22 protein-coding genes are annotated in these 22495 nt (G+C 72.2%); 10 read left to right on the forward strand and 12 right to left on the reverse strand.

The features are described from left to right. Nucleotides 1–29: 29 nt before the first annotated feature. The 6 genes from OG871_RS35480 to OG871_RS35505 all read right to left on the reverse strand — a co-directional run bounded on the left by OG871_RS35480 (nucleotide 30) and on the right by OG871_RS35505 (nucleotide 7125). Complete coding sequence (locus tag OG871_RS35480) at nucleotides 30–1925, reverse strand: glycoside hydrolase family 36 protein (protein WP_371502452.1); 1896 nt, start codon at nucleotides 1923–1925, stop codon at nucleotides 30–32. Between the two features lie 5 nt (nucleotides 1926–1930). Next, nucleotides 1931–2746, reverse strand: a complete 816-nt coding sequence (locus OG871_RS35485; protein WP_371502453.1) for a carbohydrate ABC transporter permease — start codon at nucleotides 2744–2746, stop codon at nucleotides 1931–1933. Then, nucleotides 2743–3699: a carbohydrate ABC transporter permease gene (locus OG871_RS35490; RefSeq protein ID WP_371502454.1), complete on the reverse strand. Its 957-nt coding sequence runs from the start codon at nucleotides 3697–3699 to the stop codon at nucleotides 2743–2745. Before OG871_RS35490 ends, OG871_RS35485 begins: the two co-directional genes overlap by 4 nt. A gap of 4 nt (nucleotides 3700–3703) precedes the next feature. Then, a complete protein-coding gene (locus tag OG871_RS35495; RefSeq protein WP_371502456.1) occupies nucleotides 3704–5035 on the reverse strand; it encodes an ABC transporter substrate-binding protein in 1332 nt (443 codons plus the stop codon). Next, a complete protein-coding gene (locus OG871_RS35500; protein WP_371502457.1) occupies nucleotides 5020–6297 on the reverse strand; it encodes an aminotransferase class V-fold PLP-dependent enzyme in 1278 nt (425 codons plus the stop codon). Before OG871_RS35500 ends, OG871_RS35495 begins: the two co-directional genes overlap by 16 nt. 453 nt (nucleotides 6298–6750) lie before the next feature. Then, nucleotides 6751–7125, reverse strand: coding sequence for a VOC family protein (locus OG871_RS35505; protein ID WP_371502458.1), 375 nt, complete (start codon nucleotides 7123–7125; stop codon nucleotides 6751–6753). A 502-nt stretch (nucleotides 7126–7627) separates the two neighbouring features. Here OG871_RS35505 and OG871_RS35510 point away from each other — a divergent pair. Both OG871_RS35510 and OG871_RS35515 read left to right on the forward strand, forming a co-directional pair. Beyond that, nucleotides 7628–8563, forward strand: a complete 936-nt coding sequence (locus OG871_RS35510; RefSeq protein WP_371502459.1) for a GNAT family N-acetyltransferase — start codon at nucleotides 7628–7630, stop codon at nucleotides 8561–8563. Nucleotides 8564–8830: 267 nt separating this feature from the next. Further along, on the forward strand, nucleotides 8831–9877 hold the full coding sequence (locus OG871_RS35515; RefSeq protein WP_371502460.1) for an alpha/beta hydrolase: 1047 nt from the start codon (nucleotides 8831–8833) through the stop codon (nucleotides 9875–9877). Nucleotides 9878–9947: 70 nt separating this feature from the next. Here the strand turns inward: OG871_RS35515 and OG871_RS35520 are convergent, their stop codons facing one another. From OG871_RS35520 to tnpA, 3 genes are all read right to left on the reverse strand, one after another. Next, nucleotides 9948–10457 (reverse strand): nuclear transport factor 2 family protein, encoded by a 510-nt coding sequence (locus OG871_RS35520; RefSeq protein WP_371502461.1) that lies wholly within the window; start codon nucleotides 10455–10457, stop codon nucleotides 9948–9950. Between the two features lie 335 nt (nucleotides 10458–10792). Beyond that, nucleotides 10793–11392: a hypothetical protein gene (locus OG871_RS35525; protein ID WP_371502462.1), complete on the reverse strand. Its 600-nt coding sequence runs from the start codon at nucleotides 11390–11392 to the stop codon at nucleotides 10793–10795. Between the two features lie 103 nt (nucleotides 11393–11495). Then, on the reverse strand, nucleotides 11496–11924 hold the full coding sequence (tnpA, locus tag OG871_RS35530) for an IS200/IS605 family transposase (protein WP_371493489.1): 429 nt from the start codon (nucleotides 11922–11924) through the stop codon (nucleotides 11496–11498). Nucleotides 11925–11974: 50 nt separating this feature from the next. Here tnpA and OG871_RS35535 point away from each other — a divergent pair, with 50 nt between their 5' ends. Then, nucleotides 11975–13159: an RNA-guided endonuclease InsQ/TnpB family protein gene (locus OG871_RS35535; protein WP_371493587.1), complete on the forward strand. Its 1185-nt coding sequence runs from the start codon at nucleotides 11975–11977 to the stop codon at nucleotides 13157–13159. A gap of 234 nt (nucleotides 13160–13393) precedes the next feature. On the opposite strand, the gene OG871_RS35540 is transcribed toward OG871_RS35535, so the two are convergent. Further along, on the reverse strand, nucleotides 13394–13981 hold the full coding sequence (locus OG871_RS35540; protein WP_371502463.1) for a TetR/AcrR family transcriptional regulator: 588 nt from the start codon (nucleotides 13979–13981) through the stop codon (nucleotides 13394–13396). 332 nt (nucleotides 13982–14313) lie between these two features. Here OG871_RS35540 and OG871_RS35545 point away from each other — a divergent pair, with 332 nt between their 5' ends. The 3 genes from OG871_RS35545 to OG871_RS35555 all read left to right on the forward strand — a co-directional run bounded on the left by OG871_RS35545 (nucleotide 14314) and on the right by OG871_RS35555 (nucleotide 17143). After that, entirely contained in the window at nucleotides 14314–15657 is a 1344-nt protein-coding gene (locus tag OG871_RS35545; RefSeq protein WP_371502464.1) for an MFS transporter, read from the forward strand. Then, nucleotides 15638–16603 carry an MBL fold metallo-hydrolase gene (locus OG871_RS35550; RefSeq protein WP_371502465.1) on the forward strand — a complete coding sequence of 322 codons (966 nt, stop codon included), beginning with the start codon at nucleotides 15638–15640 and terminating at the stop codon, nucleotides 16601–16603. The genes OG871_RS35545 and OG871_RS35550 overlap by 20 nt, the downstream gene beginning before the upstream one ends. Before the next feature lie 225 nt (nucleotides 16604–16828). After that, the gene (locus tag OG871_RS35555; protein WP_371502466.1) at nucleotides 16829–17143 is read left to right on the forward strand and encodes a hypothetical protein; all 315 of its coding nucleotides are present in this window, start codon (nucleotides 16829–16831) and stop codon (nucleotides 17141–17143) included. 208 nt (nucleotides 17144–17351) lie between these two features. Here the strand turns inward: OG871_RS35555 and OG871_RS35560 are convergent, their stop codons facing one another. After that, entirely contained in the window at nucleotides 17352–17927 is a 576-nt protein-coding gene (locus OG871_RS35560) for a DUF6193 family natural product biosynthesis protein (RefSeq protein ID WP_371502468.1), read from the reverse strand. A 377-nt stretch (nucleotides 17928–18304) separates the two neighbouring features. Between OG871_RS35560 and OG871_RS35565 the strand changes: the two genes are divergently transcribed. Both OG871_RS35565 and OG871_RS35570 read left to right on the forward strand, forming a co-directional pair. Further along, nucleotides 18305–18760, forward strand: a complete 456-nt coding sequence (locus OG871_RS35565) for a hypothetical protein (RefSeq protein ID WP_371502469.1) — start codon at nucleotides 18305–18307, stop codon at nucleotides 18758–18760. Between the two features lie 647 nt (nucleotides 18761–19407). After that, nucleotides 19408–20622, forward strand: a complete 1215-nt coding sequence (locus OG871_RS35570; protein ID WP_371502470.1) for a Rieske 2Fe-2S domain-containing protein — start codon at nucleotides 19408–19410, stop codon at nucleotides 20620–20622. A gap of 144 nt (nucleotides 20623–20766) precedes the next feature. Here OG871_RS35570 and OG871_RS35575 read toward each other — a convergent pair whose 3' ends face one another. After that, nucleotides 20767–21222, reverse strand: coding sequence for a MarR family winged helix-turn-helix transcriptional regulator (locus OG871_RS35575; RefSeq protein WP_371502471.1), 456 nt, complete (start codon nucleotides 21220–21222; stop codon nucleotides 20767–20769). A 114-nt stretch (nucleotides 21223–21336) separates the two neighbouring features. On the opposite strand from OG871_RS35575, the gene OG871_RS35580 reads away from it, so the two are divergent. Together OG871_RS35580 and OG871_RS35585 are read left to right on the forward strand one after the other, a co-directional pair. After that, the gene (locus OG871_RS35580) at nucleotides 21337–21729 is read left to right on the forward strand and encodes a nuclear transport factor 2 family protein (RefSeq protein WP_371502472.1); all 393 of its coding nucleotides are present in this window, start codon (nucleotides 21337–21339) and stop codon (nucleotides 21727–21729) included. Nucleotides 21730–22043: 314 nt separating this feature from the next. Next, entirely contained in the window at nucleotides 22044–22472 is a 429-nt protein-coding gene (locus tag OG871_RS35585) for an OsmC family peroxiredoxin (protein WP_371502473.1), read from the forward strand. Nucleotides 22473–22495 lie beyond the last annotated feature (23 nt).

The raw sequence follows: 22495 nt of genomic DNA on the forward strand, positions 1-22495 counted from the left end.
CGGCGGGTGGCCGCCCCCGGCCCCCGTCGTCAGTCCTCGCGGGTCAGGGTGAGCAGGCCGCCGGTCGGCACGGTCACCGGGTTCACCCCGACCACGAGGTCGAGCACGGTCTCGGACAGGATCTCACCACGGTAGTCCTGGACACGGGCCCGGGTCCGCTCCGGCCGGGTGGCGACCAGCAGCACCACGGGGTCGCCGTCCGCGTTGGCGACGAGCACGGTCCGCGGACCGTCCCCCCTCTCCCGCTCCGGCAGGGCGACGGGCATCGGTGCGTAGCGCGCGACCACGGTGGTGTCGTGGCCCTGGGCGCGGACCAGGGGGTAGCCGAGGTCGGGCCGCGCGGGTTCGAGGGCGCCGCGTTGCAGGACGCCGGCGTGCCGGCGGAAGACGCCGAGCCAGAAGCGCAGGGCCGCGAGCTGGTCGGGGCTCTGGGCGGTGAGGTCGACGGAGATCTGCGGCACCGAGAACAGGGCGTTGACGAGGTGGACGGCGACGGCCTCGGGCGTCTCGGCGGAGTGCCACATGATCATGTCGGCGTGCACGGCGATCGGGCCCGCGGTGAGCCGGCAGTCGACGGTGCGCTGACGGTTCTCGGCGGGGCTGAGCGGGCAGTCGGTCGCGCGGACCATCGTCGCGTACGGCCACAGACCCGGACCGACGTACGGCTGGCGGTGCTCCACGATCACGTCCGGCCTGGTGCGGCGCAGCCGGGTGTCGAGGTCGGCGAGCAACTGGAGCACGCCCTCGTGGACGCCGCGGCGGTCCGCGCCGGCCGGGGCGGGCGGGGGGTCTGCGACGGCGAAACGGTCGATGAAGTCGAGCTTCACACCGTCCATGCCCCACTCCTCGACGGCGCGGGAGACCCGCTCGACCAGGTAGCCGCGGACCTCGGGGTGGCGCGGGTCGAGCACGGCCGCGTCCAGGTGCGGCTCCTCGCGCAGGATCATCCCCTTGAAGCGGTCCCAGGCGTCGTTGTGCCGGCCGATGAAGGGCACCGCGTACCACAGGAGGTAGGCCAGACCGGCCCGGTGGACCTCGGCGACGTGCGCCGCCGGGTCGGGGAAGGCCGCCGGGTTGGGCTCCCAGTCACCGCAGTGTCCGTACCCTCGGGTCCGGTCGGTGGTCTGCCAGCCGTCGTCGACGATGACGCTCTCGCAGCCGACGGCGGCCGCCAGGACGGCCTGCCGCTCGACGGTCGCGGCGTCGACGTTCTGGTGCAGGCTGTACCAGGTGGAGTAGGCGGGCATCCGGGCGGCGGGGGCGACGCCGGGGTGGTCGAGGCCCTCGGCCCACCAGGCGCTGACGGCCTGCAGGGTGGTCGCGAAGTGGCGCCCGCTGAGGTCGATCCGCAGCCGCATCGGCGGCCCGTCCGGGCCCAGGTCCTGCTCGACGGTGAACGCGAACTCGCCGCTCTCCTCCACCACACCGGCGCCCACCCGCACGGGTGCGGTGGCCTCGCCGGCGGCGGCGGTGCACAGCGCGCGGTCGCCGGTCCCGACCAGGGCGGCCACGGGGGCGCCGAGGCTGAGCGAGACGGTGCGCGGGGCGACCCAGGACGGCGGCAGCCACCGGGAGGCGTTGGTGTCCGGAGTCCAGAAGGCGGTGGCTCCGACGCACGGTACCCGCCATTCGGCGCGGACCGTGGCCTGCGCCGGCACCGTGATCTCGATCAGTGCCACCCCCTCGCCGACCGGGGTGACGGCGGTGTCCAGCCGGTCGCACCCGAGCCCGGTGAGGTGGACGGTCAGGGGGACGCCGGTCGGGTCGAGGAGGCCGGTGGGCAGCCGCCACTCGCCGACGGTGTCGGGGACGGCGCGGGCCGGCGTGTTCGGCCGCCAGACCGGGACGGGCTGCGGCGCACCGCCGTCCGGTGCGGTGGCCGCCTGCGCGGTGTGCTCGGCGCCGGGTCGCGGTTCGGTGGTCACGATGGTCACTCCTTGGTGGCCCCGGCCAACAGACCGGAGATGAACTGGCGTTGCAGGACGAGGAAGAGCAGCATCACGGGGACGGCGGCGATGGCACCGGCCAGCAGGACCTGCGCGTAGTCGGTGGTCGACAGCCCCTGCAGGGTCGCGGTGGCGACCGGCAGCGTGTACATCTCGGGGCTGCGCAGCGCGATCAGCGGCCAGACGAACTGGTTCCAGCCGCCGAGGAAGACGAACAGCGCGAGCGCCGCGATGACCGGCCGGTTGACCGGGATGACGATCCGCCACAGCACCCGCAGTTCGCCGGCACCGTCGACGCGGGCCGCGTCCAGGAGTTCGTCCGGCATGGAGCGCAGTGCCTGCCGCATCAGGAAGATGCCGAACGGGGTCACCAGGCCGGGCAGGATGACGGACTGGTAGGAGTCGATCAGGCCCAGTTCCGTCATCATCTGGAAGATCGGGATCAGCATCACCGTGTCCGGGATGACCAGGGTGCTGAGCAGCAGGACGAAGAACAGCGAGCGCCCACGGAACTCGAACTTGGCGAAGGCGTAGCCGGCCAGCACCGAGACGACGACCGCGCCGACCGTCTGCACGCCGGCCACCAGCACGGAGTTGAGCAGGACGCGGGTGAGCCCGATCGACTCCTGGAGCCCGCGCAGGTTGTCCATGAGGTGGCCACCGGGCAGCAGCTTCGGCGGCCAGGAGAACACGTCCTTGTCGTCCTGCGTGGCGGCGACGGCGAGCCAGTAGAAGGGGCCGACGCAGAGCCCGAAGGCACCCGCGAGCAGCAGGGTGAGCAGTGTGCCGCGGGCCTTCACCGGCGCTCTCCCATCAGCCGGACCTGCAGGATGCCGAGCACCGACACGAGCAGCGCGAGCGCGTAGGCGAGGGCCGAGGCGTAGCCGAAGTCGAAGTACTTGAAGCCGTTGTTGTAGAGGTACATGGTGACCGTCAGGGTGGCGTTGTCGGGGCCGCCGCCGGTGAGGACGTACGGCTCGTCGAAGAGTTGCAGGGTGCCGATGGTCGAGAGCACCACCGTGAGCAGCAGGATCGGCCGCAGCTGGGGGAGGGTGATGGAGACGAAGCGGCGGATCGGGCCGGCGCCGTCCACCATCGCGGCCTCGTACAGCTCGGCGGGTACGCCCTGCAGTCCGGCCAGGTACATCACGGCGTTGTAGCCGGTGTAGTGCCAGGTGATGACCAGGACGACGCCCACGCGGGCCCACGAGGAGCTGCCGAGCCAGTTCACCCGGTCGACGCCGAACAGCGACAGCACCCAGTTCAGCAGCCCGGCGTCGCGGTTGAGGATCACGGAGAACATCACGCCGGCGGCGACCAGTCCGGTCAGCGAGGGGACGAAGACGCCCAGCCGCCAGAGCGGGCGCAACCGGACCCTGGTGGAGTTGAGGCCGAGGGCGACGAGCAGGGCGAGGCCGAGCATCAGCGGCACCTGGACCACCAGGATCAGCCCGGTGTTCTTCAGCGCCGTCCAGAACAGCGGATCGTCCAGCAGCCGCCGGTAGTTGGCGAGCCCGGCGAAGCGGCGGTCGTCGCCGTTGCCGGTGGTGAGGCTGATCCAGAGCGAGTCGGCGATCGGGTACGCCTTGAAGACCGCGAAGCCCAGGACGGCGGGCATGATCAGCAGGTAGGGGACGGAGCCGCGGGTCAGCACCCGCCGCCGGCCGGGACGGGCACGGCCGGCGCGCGGGGGGACGGCCCGGCGGCCGGGGGCGCCGGTGGCGGGAGCGGGTTCGGGCGGGGCGAGGGACATGGGGTCAGACCGCCTGCTGCCGGCCGGTCTGCTGGGCGAGCTGCCGGGCGGCGTCCCTGAGCGCGGTGGCCGGGTCGGCGCCCTTGAGCAGCACCTGGCTCTGGGCGTCACTGGCGAGCTTGAGGGCACGGGCGTAGTCGCCGGTGAAGTTGGTGGCATCGGATCCCGTGGTGAGCGAGTCCACGAAGGACCTGAGCACGCTCTGGCCGCCGTAGAACGGATTGGGCGCGCTGAACATCGGGTCGCCGTAGGCGGCGCTGAGCGCCGGGAAGACACCGCCGGAGGTGAACATCCGGTTGATCTCGGCGGGCCTGGTGAGCGCGTACTCGACGAATCGCCAGGCGGCCCGGCGACGCTTGCTGGAGGCCGCGACGGCCAGGTAGGTCGAGTTGACGATGGCGCTGCGCCGGCCCCCGGGGACGGCGGCGGGCGGCTGCATGACGCGCCACTTCCCGCTCTGGTCGGGGAACTTGGTGGCCAGGTACTCGACGGCCCAGGCGGGGTAGGGGACGGTGGCGAGCCTGCCCTCGCCGACCAGGCGCTTCCAGGTGCCCTGGCCGGCGGTGTCGGCGAGCAGGCCGGCGTCGTTGAGCCGTTTGATGAGGGTGAGGGCCTGGACGGCGGCGGGGGAGGCCAGCGTGACCCTGCCGTCGTGGTCGAAGTAGAAGGCGCCCTGGAGCTGCATCAGGTTCTGGAAGAAGTCCATGTCCTGCGTGGTCCCGGGCTTGTCCAGGCCGAGCAGCTGAGCGCCGGTGGCGGCGAGGACCTTCGGGCCGGCGGCGATCAGGTCGTCCCAGCTGCTGATGGTGGCCGGGTCGACGCCCGCCTTCTCGAAGTAGTCCTGCCGGTAGAACAGCCCGAGCGGGTTGACCTCCCAGGGGAGGGCGTGGGCGGCCTTGTCCTTGCCGATGACGGTCGGCCACAGGCCCTGGGCGAAGGCGTCCTTGTGCCGGTCGGCGCCGAGCTGGGACAGGTCGGCGAGGCCGTTGGGGAACTTCTCCAGGTAGCCGGGCAGGTAGTCGACGCCGATGTGCAGGACGTCGGCGAGACCCTTGCCACCGGAGGCGAGGCCGACAGTGATCTTGTCCCAGATGGCCGGGTTGCCGACGTCCTGGATGTCGACCTTGATGCCGGGGTTGTCCTTCTCGAAGGAGGGGACGACACCGCGCAGGGCCTCGGCGGCGGTGGTCCAGCTCCAGACGGTGATCTGGCCGCTCTCGCCGTCGCCGCCGGCGGAGTCGCCACCCGGTCCACCGCCGCAGGCGGTGAGACCGAGCCCGGCGGCGGATGCGGTGGCGAGCTGGAGCAGGTGGCGGCGGCTCAGCTGGTGGGACATGTCGGCTCCTCGGGGTGGGGCTCGGAGTGGGGCGCGGGGTGGGGCGCGGGGTGGGGCTCGGGGTGGGGCTCGGGGTGGGGCTCGGGGTGGGGCTCGGGGTGGGGCTTGGGGTGGGGCTCGGGGTGGGGCGCGGGGCGGGTGAGGGTGCGCAGGGCGTCGGTGAGAAGGTCCGCCGCGGCGGTGGAGGTGGAGGCGTGGGGGGAGAGCCGGATCCACTCGCCGCGGCGGGTGGTGATCAGGCCGGCGGTTTCGAGCGTGCGATGGACGGTGGCGGGGTCGTGGCCGGGCAGCCGGAAGGTGCCGATGCCGGCGCGCTCCCGGGGGTCGAGGCCGTCCAGCAGGACGTCGGCGCCGGCCCGGCGCGCGCGGTCGAGCAGCTCCGCGAGGGTGGCGCGGATGCGGGCGCCGACCGCGGCCGGGCCGCCCTGGTCGAACAGGTCGTCGATGGCCGCGCCGAGGGCCGCGGCGGCCGGGAAGTCCGGGTTGGTGGCGAGGTGGGCGGCGGCACCGGGCAGCGGCGTCGCCGGATGCCGTTGCGCGAACGGGTCCGTGACGCCGGCCCAGCCGCCGAGGCCCGGCCGCAGGCGGTCGGCGCAGCGGTCGCGGATCAGCAGCAGCGCGGCTCCCCACCCCGAGCGCAGCCACTTCTGGCCTCCGCTGACGAGGACGTCGGCGGCCTTCGTCTCCAGCGGCACGCTGCCCAGGCCCTGGATGGCGTCGACGATCAGGAGCCGGCCGGGGCCGAGGACCTCCTTGAGGGCGGCGAGCGGAGCCGGATGGCCGGTGAGCGAGTCGACGGCGCTGACGGTGAGGGCGGTGACGTCGGGAGTGAGGTGGCGGCGCAGCAGGTCGGGGGTGAGGTGGCGGTGTCCGGCGGGCTCGACGAGGCGGACGGCGGGCCCGCCGCGGGCGGCGAACCGGAGCCAGGGATAGAGGTTGGCCGGGAACTCGTCGCGCGGCACCAGGACGGTGCCGGCCCCGTCCAGCGCGGCGGCCACGGTGAACAGGCCGTTGCTGGTGGAGGGGACGAGGGCGATCTCGTGCGGACGGGCTTCGAGCAGGCGGGCCGCCGAGTCCCGGGCGGCGTCGGCGCGGGCGAACAGCAGGTCGAGGTCGGCGGGGTCGAGACGGGTGGCCAGCCCGGTCGCCTCGGCGATCGCGGCGGCGGCCGGACGGGAGAGCGGGCCGACCCTCGCGAAGTCGAGGTAGCCGACCGCCGGGCCGGTGTCGGCGGGCGGGTCCGGTCGTATTTGATCGTTCAAATCTGTTCCTCGCAGAGACTGCCGCATGTATGTCCTGGGATTTGAAGGTTCACATTAGGGAGAACGGGTCGGCGCGGCAAGAGGTCGGACGCAGGCGGTTCCGGCGGTTTGCGCGGGGCGGCGTCGTGCGGGCCGTCGTCCGTCGCGCGGGACGTGTCTCCGGGGGAGTCGGCATCCCGTGGTGCAGCCCGTTCCAGGGGTGCGGCGGCGGCCCGGGGGCCGGGGTCCTGTTGCCGCGGGGCGGCAGGGATCGTCGCCCGTTCTCTCGCGGTACCAGCACGCCGGGCGCTCGCCCATCGCCCCGGTGGGTGGGGGGCGGTGAGCGAGCGTCGGCCCGCGCGCGTCAGTGCACGGTGAGCGCGTTCGACATGCCGAGCATCTCGTCCCCGGTGGCGACGCCGATGTCCCACCCCTGCGCCCCGCCCGGGGATGCCCGACCACCCGCCGCGCGGGCTACAGGTACGGACGCGTGATCAGTTCGAGCGCGTGGCCGGAGGGGTCCTTGAAGTACACCCCGCGACCGCCGTGCTCGGTGTTGGTCTCACCCGCACGTCGCATCTGCGGATCGGCCCAGTGCTCGATGCCGAGGTCGCACAGCCGCCGGTGGGCGCGGTCGAACAGTTCGTCGTCGACGAGGAACGCGTAGTGCTGCATCTGGATCTCCATCGGCGGCTCGGCGAACTGAAGGAGCACGCCGTCGGGGAGCTGGATGTTGGTGAACGGGCCCCAGGACGGCGCTTCCGGCAGTTCCGACAGCTCGCGGAAGAACCGGGCCGACTCGTCGCGGTCGCTGGCGGCGATGATGGTGTGGTTGAACGTGACTGTCATGTGGGTGGCCTCGCTGTGTTCGACGCGGAATTCGGACTCGCAGTGCAGCGAGCACTGGGAGGTCCGCGTGCCGAACCGCGTGGGTGCGTGGTGCGCACCCGCGGTGCGGTCAGCCCTCCACCGGATAGCCAATCCGTGTGTGGCGTAGTGCCGTTCCGGTGTTCATGGCGACCGACTCCACCTGAGCCCGCGGGCGCCCACCACGGGGACTCCGGCCTCACACGGCCGCTGCCTCAGCCGCCCGCCGCCGCGCCCAGCCGTTCCGCCCGACGCCGACCTGCCGGGTCGACAAGGAGTCGCCCGCACCGAGGGCATCCGGGCCTTGGAGCATTGACGCGCGATCACCTCCGAGCACCCCCCCGTGCCTCGGCCCGGAGCCGGTTCCGGTCGCCCGCCCGTCCCGTTCGCCACCTGCGTTCCCACGGGCCCACGCAGGTCCGAGTTCTGCCGTCCGTGTCCGAAGCGATGGCGTGATCAGGAGGTCCTGTGTGATCATCACCTGATGCGTTTCCGTTCTGCTGCCGCAGGCCCCCCAGACCTCGACCGAGCCGTCGCCTACTTGGCCGACGGTCCCGTCCCCGCACTGACCGCCGAGAGGATCCGCGAGGAACTCGCCGAGAACCGGATGCGCTCCGAGTGGGTCTGGTTCGCCGAGGACGACGACGGTGAGATCCTGGCCCGCGCCCTGTGGTGGGGCCGCACCGACAGCGAGCGGCCCATCGCGCTCGACTGCCTCCAGGTCCGGGCCGGCGTGACCGACCCGGCCGCCCTGGCCGCCGACCTGCTCGCGGCCGGCCACGCCGAGTTCGGGAACCTCCCGGGCTACAACATCTCGCTGCCGCGCGGGTGGCGCGCCGAGCCGGACCTGGCCGAGGCGGTCGCCTGGCGCCGGCAGGCCGCGGACAAGGCCGGGCTCACGCGCGAGATCGAGCGGCTGCGCTACGAGTGGACCCCGCAGGCCGGGGTTGCCGGGCCCACCGGGCGGCTGGTCTTCCGGGAGGGCACCGACGAGGAGTTCCTGGACGCCTTCGTGAGCCTCTCCCGCGGCAGCCTCGATCTCGCGACGCAGAACGAGCTGCGCACCATGGACGCCGAGCAGTTGGCCCGCGATGACTTCGAGTTCTACCTCGACTGCCCCGGTGAGCGCTCATGGTGGCGTCTGGCCCATCTCCCGGACGGGACTCCGGCGGGAATGGCCATCCCCTCGGCGACGCCCTACCACCGCAACGTGGGATACCTGGGCGTGGTGCCGGAACAGCGGGGCCGAGGCCTGATCGACGAGATCCTGGCCGAGATCACCCGCTTCCACGCGGCCGCGGGCGCCGAGCGCATCACCGCCACCACGGACACCGTCAACGTCCCGATGGCAGCGGCCTTCGACCGCGCCGGGTACGAGGTGACGGAGGTCCGACTCGTCCTGGAGAGCCCCCCTCAGTAGACCGACGACGCGACAGCGGCGGCCGAGCCCCGTCCCGGCGCCGGCCCCGCTGTCGTCCGGCCGGGCAGGCCGTTCCCGCGTGGCCCTGCTGCCCGCGTCGCTGAGGGCCGCCGAACCCGCCGCGGCGGCGGGCGTCAGGGGCGCGCGTGGTGACCGTCGTCCGGCAGGTGATTGACTACGCGGCATGGACCTCGCGCGAGCGTTCCCCGGGTGCATGTGCACCGACCATGCAGGCCGGTACGCCCTCGTCCGACGGGCCGGCCGGTCATGAGCGGCGGCTCGCCGACGGAGCCCGGCCCCGTCCGGACGGCTCGGGACGCGCCACCCCCGTTCGACCCCGAACTGGCTCTGGCCCTGGCGGCGTTGGGGGACGGGGCGCGGGAGCCCCTGACCCCGCAGAACCTGGCGGCCCGGCAGGAACGGGACGCCGCGGCCCGGCCCAGGCCGACGGTCCGGGAGCTCCGGGCCGACGGCCGCTTCGAGGTGGCCGAGATTCGTGTGCCGGGAGTGCCGGCCGGGCCGGACGTGACGCTCGTGAGCGCACGGCCGGCCGGGCTCGCCGGGCCGCTGCCGCTGCTGTACTACATGCACGGCGGCGGAATGGTGATGGGCAATGCGTGGTCCGTCCTTCCGCAGCTGCTTCGCGAGTGGGCCCTCACGCTGGAGTTGGCCGTCATCTCCGTCGAGTACCGTCTGGCACCGCAGGCGCAGTACCCGGGACCGGTCGAGGACTGCTACACCGGATTCTCCTGGGTGGCCGCGCACGCGGCCGCACTCGGCATCGACGCGGACCGCATCATCGTCGGCGGAAAGAGCGCCGGCGGCGGCCTCGCCGCGGCACTCGCCCTGCTCGTCCGTGACCGGGGCGGTCCCGCACCGATCGGGCAACTGCTGCTGTGCCCGATGCTCGACGACCGCGACAACACCCTCTCCAGCCGGCAGATGGCCGGCCGCGACACCTGGGACCGGACCTCCAACGCGACCGCCTGGCAGGCGCTGCTGGGCGACCGGTACGGTGCCGCGGACCTGCCGCCGTACGCGGCTCCGGCCCGCGCCACCGACCTTTCCGGGTTGCCCCCGGCCTACATCGAGGTCGGATCGGCCGAGACCCTCAGGGACGAGGATGTGGCCTACGCCCATGCGATCTGGCAGGCCGGCGGCCAGGCCGAACTGCACGTGTGGCCCGGAGCCTTCCACGGCTTCGACACCATCGCGCCCCAGGCCGCCCTCACCCGGGACGCCCGCGATGCCCGTTCCCGCTGGCTCCGGCGCACCCTCACGCAGTCCGAGACGGGCAACGGACCTGCCGGCTGAGCGCGTTACGGCGGCAGCCGGGGCGGCGGCGGGGGTGCGCCGGAGGTGATGCCGGGCGCTCCGGCCGCGGTCAGTGGGCGGGCGGGGTCCAGTCGGCGGGCAGGCCGGACTGGGTGAGGACGGTGGTCAGGCTGTAGTGGTCCTGGTCGGAGGTGATCCGGCAACCGTTCCTGTCGAGGTCGAGGAGGGTGGTCATCGGCACCGCGAAGGGCTTGGGTGCGCCCTTGAGGTGGCCGGAGTAGACGGCCTCGACGGTGATGCGGTCGCCGTCGCGGTGGGCGGCGCGCACGGTGACGTGGACGTTGTCGATGAGGCTGTCGGCGCGGGCCTTCCACCCGGCGATCTCCTGGCGGCCGTGGAAGGTGATGCCCACGGCCTCGTCGGTGTAGGTGCCGCCGGCGGTGAACAGGGCGCCGAGCGCCTGGGGGTCGGTGCCGTTCCACGCACGGGCCCAGTCGATGACGATCCTCGGCGGGCGCCGTTCGGCGTCCTGGGCGGCGTGTGCGGTGGTGGCGGTGGTGACGCACAGGGCGGCGGCGGCGGTCAGCACGGCTATGGCACGGGGCGGGCGGGACGTCATGGTGTTGCTCCTATGGGTGCGGGCGCGGGCGCGACTGTGGGCGGGCCCGGTATCCCTGGGATGGTGTGTGTCACGGTGTCAGGACGACTCCGTCGCGACGGTGTGCCACGTTCCTGGCGCACCCAGACTCGTGTCAGGCGGTGCCCACTTTCCAGGCACGACAGTGGCGGGGACTGTTCAACGCTGTCCGCGGCTGTCCACCCGTCAGGAGCCCGAGCTTGTCGCCGAGGTGGGGCAGGGGTCGGCAACGCACGGCGAGCGATGGCAATCTGACGCGACCCGGCCGCCGGCGTCCTGAGGCTCGTCGAGGGTACGGCTCGGACGTCGTCCGGGCTTCAGGTCCGCCCGGGCCGCCTCGCAGCGCCGGGCGGACGCCCCGGGGCCGACCGCCGCGTGCGGGCCGCGGCCGCCGATGCCGCGACGGCCACGAGGAAGCTGCCGGCTGCGTGGAACACCGCCGGTCCTGCGCTGAAGATACGGAGTTGGCTCTTCAGTACCTCGTAGTACTCGGGCCTGGTCAGCTCGACCCGGCTGAGGTGCTGCGGCTGGGCGGACCTGTCCCAGTACGTGTAGTAGTAGCCCGATGCGTCCGCCTGCGCATCCTCGGCCGTCCCGGCGGCCGTCGAGAGTCCCAGCGCGGCGGCCCCGACGACGAGCGCGTAGACGAGTTTCATGACGGGTGGCAGCAGCCGGACGTACTCGACGAGCCGGTGGCCGTTGCCCCGCCCCATCTGCTGGAACCCGCCGCTGATGACGACCCGGACGAGTGCGGAGATGAAGACCGGGAACACCGCGATGAACAGTCCGATCACCAGCCCCCGCGGCACGACGTACTCGCCGGGCAGCCAGGTCGACGCCATGCACAGCAGATCGGCCCCGCAGAGCACCAGCGCCACCACGAAGTGCACCCTGTAGCCGCCGCGCAGCTCCCCCATCCTTGATCTTCGCAGGGAATCCCGGCCTTCAGGCCGGGCGGGAATACGATCCCTGGCACGGAGGCGCGGAGCGCCGGAGGTCTCTGCGCCTCCGTGGTGACGGTCAAACGGGGCGCTTCTGGTTCTCGATGTAGTCCTTGACGATGCTGAGCGGTGCGCCGCCGCAGGACCCCGCGAAGTACGAGGGTGCCCAGAAGACGGACCCCATGCCGATCCGGTTGATGCGCCCGGTGTACTCGGCCCGCAGGTAGCGGGAGCTGACGCCCTTGAGGCTGTTGACCAGCTTGGAGACGGAGACCTTCGGCGGGTAGTGCACCAGGAGGTGGACGTGGTCGCCCTCGCCGTTGAACTCCCGCAGCTCCGCGCCGAAGCCGTCGCACACGTCGCGCATGATCATCTCGCAGCGCGTCAGCATCTCGTCGTTGAAGATCTCACGCCGGTACTTGGTGACAAACACCAAGTGTGCGTGCAGGTTGGAGACGACATGGTTTCCCCGCCGTATATCGGGGTCTGGTTCCCAACGTGGTGACATGGGCCAAGCGTAGTATGATCAATCGTCAGCACCGGGAGGGGGTGGACCGGATGATCCGTGCATACAAGTTCCTCATGCGGCCCACCGTGGGTCAGACACAGGCACTCGCCGAGATGCTGCGGGATCACTGTTCGCTCTACAACGGGGCGTTGCAGGAACGCCGCGACGCCTACCGGCACCCGTCGAAGACGAGCGTCAAGTACGGGATGCAGTCGGCGCAGCTCAAGGACATCCGGGCATTCGACCCGGAGCGTCAGGGCCGGTGGTCGTTCTCCTCCCAGCAGGCGACTCTCCGCCGTCTCGACAAGGCGTTCGCGGCGTTCTTCCGCCGGGTCAAGTCCGGTGAGACGCCCGGCTACCCCCGGTTCCGGGGTGTGAACTGGTTCGACACGGTCGAGTTCCCGAAAGACGGGGACGGCTGCCGGTGGGACTCCACCCCGCACGACCCCGTCACTCGCGTCCGGTTCCAAGGCGTCGGACACGTCAAGGTCAATCAGCACCGGGCCGTGGTCGGCAAGGTCAGAACCGTCAGTGTCAAGCGCGAGGGCCGCAAGTGGTTCGTCGTGCTGACCGCCGAGCAGGACCAGCCCGAGCAGCTGCCCGCGACGGGCAGCGTGGTCGGCATCGACCTGGGCATAGCCAACTTCCTTGCCGACTCCAACGGCGAGTTCGTGCCCAACCCGCGCCACGCCCGCACCGTCGCCGCGAAGATCGAAGCCGCACAGCAGGCCCTTGCCCGGTGCAAGCGGCGCAGCAACCGCCGCCGCAAGGCCGTGGCCAAGGTCGCCGACCTCCACCGCAAGGTCCGCCGCCAACGCCTCGACCACGCCCACAAGACCGCCCTTGGACTGGTCCGCGCGCACGACTTCATCGCGCACGAAGACCTCAAGATCCGCAACATGAGCAAGGCCCCCAAGCCGAAGCCCGACCCCGATCAGCCGGGCGTTTTCCTGCCCAACGGGTCCGCCTCAAAGGCCGGACTCAACCGCAGCATTGCCGACGCCGGATGGGGGGTGTTCCTCGCGGTCCTGCACGCCAAGGCTGAAAGTGCCGGACGGGAATTGATCGCCGTGGACCCCCGCAACACCTCCCGGACCTGCCCCGAATGCGGGCACGTCGCCAAGGAGAACCGGCCCGCACAGGAGAAGTTCCACTGTCAGCGGTGCGGCCACCACGCGCACGCTGACACCGTGGGAGCACTCAATGTTCTACGGGCCGGGCTGGTCCGTCGCTAAGCCGTACCGGCATAGCGAGAAGCCCCCGGCTTTAGCCGGGGGAGGAGTCACGTGACGTCCCCCCGTAGCCCCTGATCGGTGCATCTGCACCACAGCTTGCAGCACCTTCGCGATCACGAAAAGGGCTTTGGCCGCGGGACTCGGCCGCGACCCAACGGTGGTACGCACGCGGGGATCTGCCACGCAGGGTCGCGCGAGGCGCCACGCCCACTGTCCCGAAAGGGTCCGCAGGGGCTACCCGGGCGGGACGGCCGCCGGCTCGGGCGGCGTCCCGAGGAGGGCGTCGACCAACCGGCGTGCGTAGGGGGCGTCGAGCCGGCCGGGCCTGAAGAGGATGCGGTACATCAAGGGCGCGACCACGGTGTCCAGGACCGTCTCGGTGTCGGGGGTCCGCTCGGCGCGGGCGGCCGCGCGGGCGAGGATGGCGTCGATCTGCTCGGCCGCGTAGGCGGAGCACTGGCCCGCGTTGTCCCCGTCCGGGTCGCCGAGCAGGGCGTCGCGGATGTAGGCGCGGCCCGGGGGAGAGTTCATCTCGTCGAGGAACTGCTCCGCCCAGGCGGTGAGGTCGGAGGCCAGGTCGCCCAGGTCCGCCGGCTCCGACTCGGGGCGCAGGCGCTCGACCGCGACGTCCGACAGCAGCTCGTGGACGTCGCCCCAGCGGCGGTAGACCGTCGAGGGGGTGACCCCGGCGCGGGCGGCGATCAGTGGCACGGTCAGTGCCTCGCGGCCCACCTCCGCCACGAGCTCGCGCACGGCGGTGTGGACCGACTGCTGGACTCGGGCGCTGCGGCCCCCGGGGCGGACGATCGGTTTGCGGCTCACACCGCCATCTTAAAGCAAATTCGTTGCGTCAAGGCGGCGCCGGCCTGAACCCCGAACGTCCGGCGCAGCGTCCGGCGTGGTCGGTCCGGAAGGGTCAGGCAGTGAACGGGAGCCGTACCGCCGGTGCGGCCTGTTCGTGGGACAGTCCCGCGCGGTCGGCCCACCGGGCCGCCTCCTGGGGTGTCAGATCCGGTGTCGGCATGCGCAGTTCACCCTGATCCGGGTGGTGTCGGGGTGGCAGCCACCGGTCTAACGCCAATAATTTGCGTTAGTGGCCGCACGGCCCTACGCTCAGTTAAAGCAAATTCGTTGCGTTAGCTGAAAGGGGTTCCATGCCCGCCGACCTACCGGCGGCGTCCGGGCGGCGCCGCCCCGGCGTGCGCGCGGCGTCCTTCGCCCTGCACACCTCTGTCCTCGCCGCGCTCCTGGCCGCCTCCAGCGCACCCACCCCGCTCTACCCCCTCTACCAGCAGCGGTGGAACCTCTCCGCGCTCACGATCACCGTGGTCTTCGCCGCCTACGCGCTTGCCCTGCTGCTGGCCCTGACCACCGCCGGACGGCTCTCCGACCACCTCGGCCGACGCCCGGTCCTGGTCGGCGCGCTCGCCCTCCAGGCCGTCGCCATGACCCTCCTCGCGGCAGCCGACGGCCCCGGCCTGCTCATCGCCGCCCGTGCCCTCCAGGGCGCCGCCACCGGCGCTGCCACCACTGCCGCCGGCGCGGCCCTGCTCGACCTCGGGCACCCGGACAGGGCGTCACGTTCCGCCCGTGCCAACGCCATCGCCCCCATCGCCGGCATGGCCGCGGGCGTCCTCGGCTCCACCCTCCTCGTCCGGTTCACCGCACATCCCGCGAGCACCGCCTTCGTCGCGCTGGCCGCCCTCTCCGCACTCCAGGCCGCCGCCGTCGCCTTCACCGAGGAGACCGCCGCCAGGCGGCCCGGTGCCCTGCGGTCCCTGCGCCCCCGCCTCACCCCACCGCCCGCGGCCCGCCGCGCGCTGGCCCTGTCCGGTACGGGCGTCGCCGCCGTCTGGGCCCTCGGCGGCTACTACTCCTCCCTCGGACCCGCGCTCACCACCCTCGTCGACCCCCGCGCCCCCCGCACCGCCGGCGGCCTGCTCTTCCTCACCCTCACCACCGCCGCAGCCCTCGCCATGGCGGCCACTCGCGGCAGGCCACCGGCCGCCACGGCGGTCGCCGGCTGCGTGCTCGTCCTCCCCTCGGCGGCACTGGCGCTCGCCGCGCTGCACGGCGCCGGCCTGCCCGCCCTGTTCGGGGCGGCGGCACTCGCCGGCACCGCGTTCGGCGCCGTCACGCAGGCGGCGATGACGATGACGCTCGCCCCGCTCCACCAGCGCGACCGCGCCGCGGCGCTGGCCTCCTTCCACGTCCTCAGCTACCTGTCCATGGGCCTGCCCGCGATGGCCGCCGGCGCCCTGACCCAGCTCCACGGACCCCGGCTCACCGCCCACGGGTACGTGACCGGCGCCGCCGTACTCGCCCTGGTCGCGGCGGTCTCACTCGCCGCCGGCCGGGACCGCGACCCCGGACCCCGGTCCGCCCGGCCCGCCCGGACCACCGAAAATGATCACCTGTACGCACACCCGCATGCTGACCCGCACGATCACCAGCACCCGACGAAGGACACCGCACACCATGCACACCTCGCCCGCTGACCGGCACGACACCGCCTCCGACACCGCCGCCGACTCTGCCGCCCCCACCTGGACCATCGGCGACATCACCGTCCACCGCATCGACGAGGCCACCCTCCCGGCCTCCACCGGCCCCTGGCTGCTGCCCGGCGCCACCCCCGACCTGGTCCTCGAACAGCCCTGGCTGCGCCCCGACTTCGCCGACCCCGACGGCATCCTGCGGATCCACAGCCACACCTTCGCCTTCGAGACCGGCGGGCTGAAGGTCCTCGTCGACACCGGCATCGGCAACCACAAGACCCGCACGAACCCGGCCTGGAACGACCTGGACACCGACTACCTCACCCGCCTCACCGCCGCCGGCTTCCCGCCCGCCTCCGTCGACCTGGTCGTCCTCACCCACCTGCACACCGACCACGTCGGCTGGAACACCCGCACCGACGGGAACGGCGACTGGATTCCCACCTTCCCCAACGCCCGCTACCTCACCTCCCGCACGGAACGCGAGTTCTGGGCCGCACAGGACATGGACGAGCCCCGCCGGCAGATGTTCCGCGACTCCGTCCACCCCGTGGAGGACGCCGAACTGCTCGACCTCGTCGACGTCCCCACGGACGGTGCCGCGATCGCACCGGGACTGCGCCTGCTCCCCACCCCCGGCCACACCCCCGGCCACACGGCCGTCCAGCTGACCGGGCGAGGAGGCGCGGCGCTGATCACCGGCGACTGCATCCACCACCCCGTCCAGCTCGCCCACCCGGCCATCAGCAGCTGCGTCGACATCGACCCCGCGCAGTCCGAGGCATCACGCCGCAGGCTCCTCGGCTCGATCGCAGGCACCGAAACCCTCGTCCTCGGCACGCACTTCCCCGCGCCCACGGCCGGCCGCGTCGTCGCCGACGGCGCCGCGTACCGGTTGCTCCCGGCGCCCCCGTCCGGCCCGGCCCGCCCCTCCCGCGCCTCCTGACCGTCGGTCAGCGGTTCGGCCCCGGGGCGCCGGCCGCGGCGGGCACGGAGGTGGGGGGCTGTGGACACCGTCGGCGCAGGCGGCCGAAGCGAGGTGAGGCCGGCCGTGTGCCCGACGACACCTGCGGCACCGGGTTGGCCGGGAGCGGGCAGGGTAGCTACCGCACCGAACGCACGGGGGCGCGCCGGCACGGCGGCCGTGCGGGGACGGGGGTCCGGAACGGTCATGGCTGTGGTGATTCTGGTGTTCGTGCTCGCCGCGGGTGTGGGCCTGGTCCTGTCGGGTGTCGACAAACTGCAGACCGAGGTGCCCACCTGCTACGGCCGGCCGATGGTGCCGGGCGACGTCTGCCGGGCCCGACTCACCGGACCGGTCACCGACGGGATGCCCGAACCACGCGACACGACGTACCAGGAGCAGTTGGACAGTCTGACCAGCGGCGGCTGGACGTCGATCGGACTGGGGCTGGTGCTCGTGGCGCTCTGCGTGGTGGTCGGGATCGCCTGGATGGTCGGTGCCGGCCGCAGCCGGCAACCCTGAGCCGTGCCGCCGCCCCCGCGCCGGGCCCGTCACGGGAGGCGTCCACTGCGGGATGCTTCGGAACGCGAAGGTGGGCACGGTCTCGACGGCAACCGCTCAGACCGTACCCAGCAGGTGATCGGTGGGGCGGTAGTCGATCTTCCAGTCGGCATGGACTCCCACGGCTCCGTCCCGCCGGCATCGAAGGCCCACCGCCACCCGGTCGCGGTCATAGCGCCGGGCCCGTGTCCTCCGGAAGTGCGGCCACCACGATGGCGACGGCCTCCTCGGGCGTCGCGGTGCGCGCGACGACCTCTCCCCGGTCCCGGACGAGGTACCGCCCGTCGCGGTACGGATCGATCGAGAACCCGACCCGCGCATACGGGTAGTCGATGGTCGCGGAGAACCAGAGCATGAAGTGGCTGGTGACCGGCATCAGCTGACGAAGGCTCGGCTGGGCATGGGCAGCCTGCAGCAGTGCGAGCGCGCGGGGGTGGCGGTCCCGTGGAGGCAGGTGGAAGGAGTCGAGCTTGTGCCACCAGGCCAGCTCGACGCGGCCGAGCGGCTGGCGTTCGTGGGCGAGGGCCCAGGTGCCGAACCGGACGAACGGGGCCACCGCGCGGGTCTGTTCGAGGTCTGCGCCGCTCATCCAGGCGGCCGTTGCCCTGACCAGGGCCGAGATATCCGCGGTTGCTCCGGTGGCGAGCCAGGCGCCCTGCTTGTGAAAGCGCACGCCGTACTGGCGCCTCTTGTCGAGTGTGTGCACGACTACCTGGCGCCCGTCGGCGCCGTTGAACTTGGCCATCCGTTCCCACGTGTCCTGCTGCGCGGGCAGGTTGAGGCTGAGATCCGCGGCCGTGTGGCTCAGGCGGGCCCCAAGGCCACCGTCAGCGGCTGCTCCGGACTGAGGCGGGAGGGCCGGGACACGGCCCGACGAGGCGAGAGACATGGTCCAAGCCTGCCGTACCGCCGACCGGGCGTGACATGGCGGCGGACCAAGTGCGTGGGCACGGGAAGACGGAATCATCGTTGGGCACGTGAGGGGGCAGGCGATCGGTCGGCGCGGGTTTCTCCCACGGCAGCCACCACTGGCCTGTGCGCACCCTCGTGCGCCGTCAGGATTGGCTGCCGATAATCGGAATTCACACCCCGCCAGGCCCCTGGCCTGATAGCCTCCAACGCATGGAGAGAAATGATCAGGTATACCAAGTGGTGGCCGCCAGAAGAATTCAATTCGATAACCTGCTCTGGCAGGTTCCCGTGCTCAGTCTGACGGCTCAGGCGTTTCTATTTTCCATCGCACTCGGTGACAGCAGTCGACTCTCCCGGATTATTGCGTCACTTCTTTCTATGGCGACCTCGTTTCTCTCCGTCCAGCTCATCGCCAAGCATCGCAAGGGTGAAATCGCAGACGCAGAGTGGCTGAAGTTGTACGAGGAAGCCTACTTTCCGAACACCAGGGTCCATGGTGCAGCCTTCCAGGAACTCCGGGATGCCAGCTCGATCGGCGGGCCGATCCTGACCCTGCTGACCAGGCTCAGTTCCTTCAAGGTGTGGACTGTCGGCCTGACGTTGTTCGGAATGGTTGCGGTATTTGTTCTCCTCGTGACGGTCTTTTCCCCCAAGTGGTTCGGCTAGCCCTGGTCCTCGACCTGTGGGGCCCAGCAACGGAAACAGGGGAGATGAGCGGAGGGCTACTGATTCCGCTGCGCCTCGGCCGGCTCCTTCGTCGCCGCCTTCCACCGCATCCTCGGTCTCACGCTGCGTCAGTACGTCCCCAGAGCGGGGGACGGTACTCCGCGGAACTCGCCGACCGTCCGGTCTGGCTTCTGGGTTACGGGGGGACGCCCCAGAGCCGGACCCCGCCGACCTTATTGACGCTGCGTGGGACCAATCGGAACGGCGGTGGGTCGCGGACTACCTGGAACACGGCCGGGTCGCAGGTTCCTGGACGGGCGCATCGAGGCCCCACGCCCCGCCCCGCCCCTGCCTGTCGCAACAGGAGATTTTTCGGTGCCCCCGGGCGACGAAGGCCCATCTCGCGGGGTGCGGACGGGAGGATTTCCTGCGCCGTGGCGCCCGGGTGCCGGCAGCCGCGGTTGCCGTTCGCCCGGTGCCAGGCGACCGTGGAGGGTGGAGTCCTGCTGCGGCCGGCGGGTCGCCCTCGGCCTTGGGGGCGCCGAGCCGGCCGGATGCCACGGGTGTCCGGCCCGCATGTGTGCGCCGGGACCTGGCGGCCAGGGTAGTGGCTGTGTCCTTTCGGCTTGAGTGCGAGGGAGCGGTACATGACCGAGGCCCGACCGGGGGAGCGGTATCCCTTCGACAGGCCGGCGGGGGTGGCTCCGCGGTCGGAGAGGGACGGTGACGGGGGCGTTGTGGACCTGCGGAGGGTGGGCATCGATCCGGATTACTGGTACCCGGTGGCTGTCTCCCGGAAGGTGCGGAAGGAACGGACCTTCGCGGCTGTTTTCGCCGGTGAACGGATCGCGTTGTACCGCGGCGGGAGCGGCAGGGTCTACGCATTGGAGGACCGGTGTGCGCACCGGCAGGTGCCGCTGAGTCTGGGGGTCGTGGAGGGCGAGGCGCTGAGGTGCTGCTACCACGCCTGGGCATACCGGGGGAACGGCCGTATCTCGCAGATCCCGTACCTGCCCAAGGGATGTGAGCGGCCGCCGCGCGGGGTGCGGTCGTATCCGGTCCGTGAGGCCTTCGGCCTGGTGTTCGTCTTTCCGGGTGACCCGGAGAAGGCCGAGGAGGCGCCCTTCCCGGTGCTGCCCCAGTACGGGGCGGCCACGCACCGGACCATGACGTTCTCCCGAACGGTTCGGTGCCACTACTCGTTCATGCACGAGAACCTGCTGGACATGAACCACCAGTTCCTGCACCGGGGTGTACTGGGCAGGATCCAGCCGGAGCTCCTGGGCTACGAGTGCGGTCCGCGGTTCGTGGAAGCCCGGTACCTCTTCGTGCCCGCCGGGGGCAGGAAGGACCGGGGTGCCGGTCTGCTGTCCGCGGAAGGACTTCGCGGGCGGGACAGGCCCGATGTCGTCACCATCCGGACGGAATACCCCTACCAGACGCTCCAGGACGTTCCGGACGGAGCGGGACTGCCTGCGTTCTCGCTGTGGGCGGCCTATGTGCCGGAGGACGCCGAGCAGCGCACGTGTCACGCATTCGGCCTGCTGATGATCGAGAAGCCGCCGGTCCCGGGGGCGCTCCACGTGGCGTGGCCGTTGATCCGGCGCTTCACGGAGCGGGTGTTCGCCCAGGACCGGATGGCGGTCGAGGCCGAGCAGCAGGCTTGGGACGAGCAGGGCGGGGACCGCAACCACGAGGTGTTCCCCTTGATCCTGGACGTCCGTGACGTCCTGCGCGGCAACGGGGTGCCCCTGGGCCCGGAGGGGATCGGCGGGGCCGGGCCGCAGGGCGCGCCGGTGGGCGTCGACGGTCTCGCGCGGCGCCCCGGGCCCGCGGCCGACGGCGTCGCCGGTCAGGGGTAGTCCCGACGGCACCCGTCGTCGCGGAGCGGCGGGTGGCCGCGCTCCCGGCTGCGCCACTGTCCCGCTGCGCCCCGTACGTCGCTGCCCGTACGCCACCGCCCGTACGCCGCTGCGCCGCTGTCCCGCGGGTCCGCCCGGGCGTGGTCAGTCCTGGTCCGTCGCGAAGGGGCCTTCGTCGACGAAGCGGCGCAGGTGACGGGCGAAGGTCGCGGCGTCGGCCGCCGGCCAGTCGGCGAGTGCGGCTTCGATGCTGGCCGCCAGTCGCTGTCTGGTGGCCGCGACCACACGGTGGCCCTCGTCGGTCAGTGCGAGCAGGGTCGCGCGGCGGTCGGCGGGGTCGGGCTCGCGGCGCAGCAGGGCGGCGTGTTCCAGCCGGTCGGCCCGCCGGGTGACGGTGGTGCGGTCGAGTGCGACCTCGCGGCCGAGGTCGGCGGCGCTGCACGGCCCGGTCCGTGCGAGGCCGCTGAGGACGGGGTAGGTGAGTTCGTCGACGGCCTCTCCCAGGCCTTCGGTCAGGTGGGTGTAGAGGTGGGCACGGGTGCTCCGCCGCAGGAGCAGCCCCAGCGCGTCGGCGATGTCGCTTCCGGTGGTGTGGGTCACCCCTCCAGATTAGCGTGCACCGAGCACGCTTTTCCTGTAGAGTCGGAAGCGTGCTCCAGGCACGCACTTTTCGTACTCTCCGTGGCGGGACCCCCCGCGAACCGAAGGACTCCCATGAACCGTACCCACATCACCGCGGCCCTCAACGACCTGCTCTTCACTCCGGAGCTCGACCTGGACGAGGCCGCCGACCGGCACTTCGCCCCCGACTACCGCCAGCGCACCGACGGCCGCTGGGACGACCGCACGGAGTTCCTCACCCACATCGCCCACCTGCGCAAGATCGTGGCCGGCGGATCGGTCCAGGTGCACGACGAGCTCGTGGACGGCGACCGCTACGCCGACCGCCACACGGTGACCGTCACCAAGACCGACGGGTCCACCGTCCGCATGGAGGTCTACCTCTTCGGCGAGTTCGCGCCCGACGGTCGTTTCCGCCGGATCGAGGAGACCACCCTCCTGCTCGAAGGCGCCGACGGGGACCGGAACCTCGGCAGCGCCCGCTGAGGGCCCGCACCCCGCGTCCGGCCGCGTCGGCCGACTGCCCGTGCATGAGGTGTGGTTGGGCCGGGAGGAGTTCGGCGCGCCGGGGCACCGGCACAGTGGACGGGTGGCACCGAAGGGTTTGGTCCGCAGGCCGTCGTGAGGTGGCCCGGGGCCGGGCCGGCCTGGTGTGATCAGTGGGCAGGCCGGGCGGGCCGCGTACGTACGGGCGCTGCCGCGTCGTGGCGGCCTGCGCACACGTTGACCGGCTCCGGTCGGCCGGCCCCGCAGGGTGCGGCCGTTCGGGCATGCGGTCTCAGCAATCGTTGGAGGAACAAATGGCTACCACCCGCACTGCGTCCACGGTTTGGAAGGGCGCGCTGGTCGGCGGCGAGGGGCTCGTCTCCCTGGAGTCGTCCGGCGTGGGTGCCTACCCGGTGTCGTGGCCGGCACGTGCCGAGGCGGCGAACGGGGTGACCAGCCCGGAGGAGCTGATCGCCGCCGCACACGCCTCCTGCTACTGCATGGCGCTCTCGCACGGTCTGACCGAGGCGGGCACCCCGCCGCAGTCGCTGGCCGCGCGCGCCGAGGTGACGTTCCAGCCGGGTACCGGGATCACCGGCATCACCCTGTCCGTCGAGGGCGACGTGCCGAACCTGTCGGCCGAGGCCTTCACCGCAGCGGCCGAGGACGCCAAGCGGAACTGCCCCGTCAGCCAGGCGCTGGCCGGCGTGCCGATCACCCTGGCCGCAAGCCTGCTGGTCTGACCCGGCACGCTGCCGCCGCAGTG

The organism is Kitasatospora sp. NBC_00374 (assembly GCF_041434935.1).
Lineage (GTDB): Bacteria > Actinomycetota > Actinomycetes > Streptomycetales > Streptomycetaceae > Kitasatospora.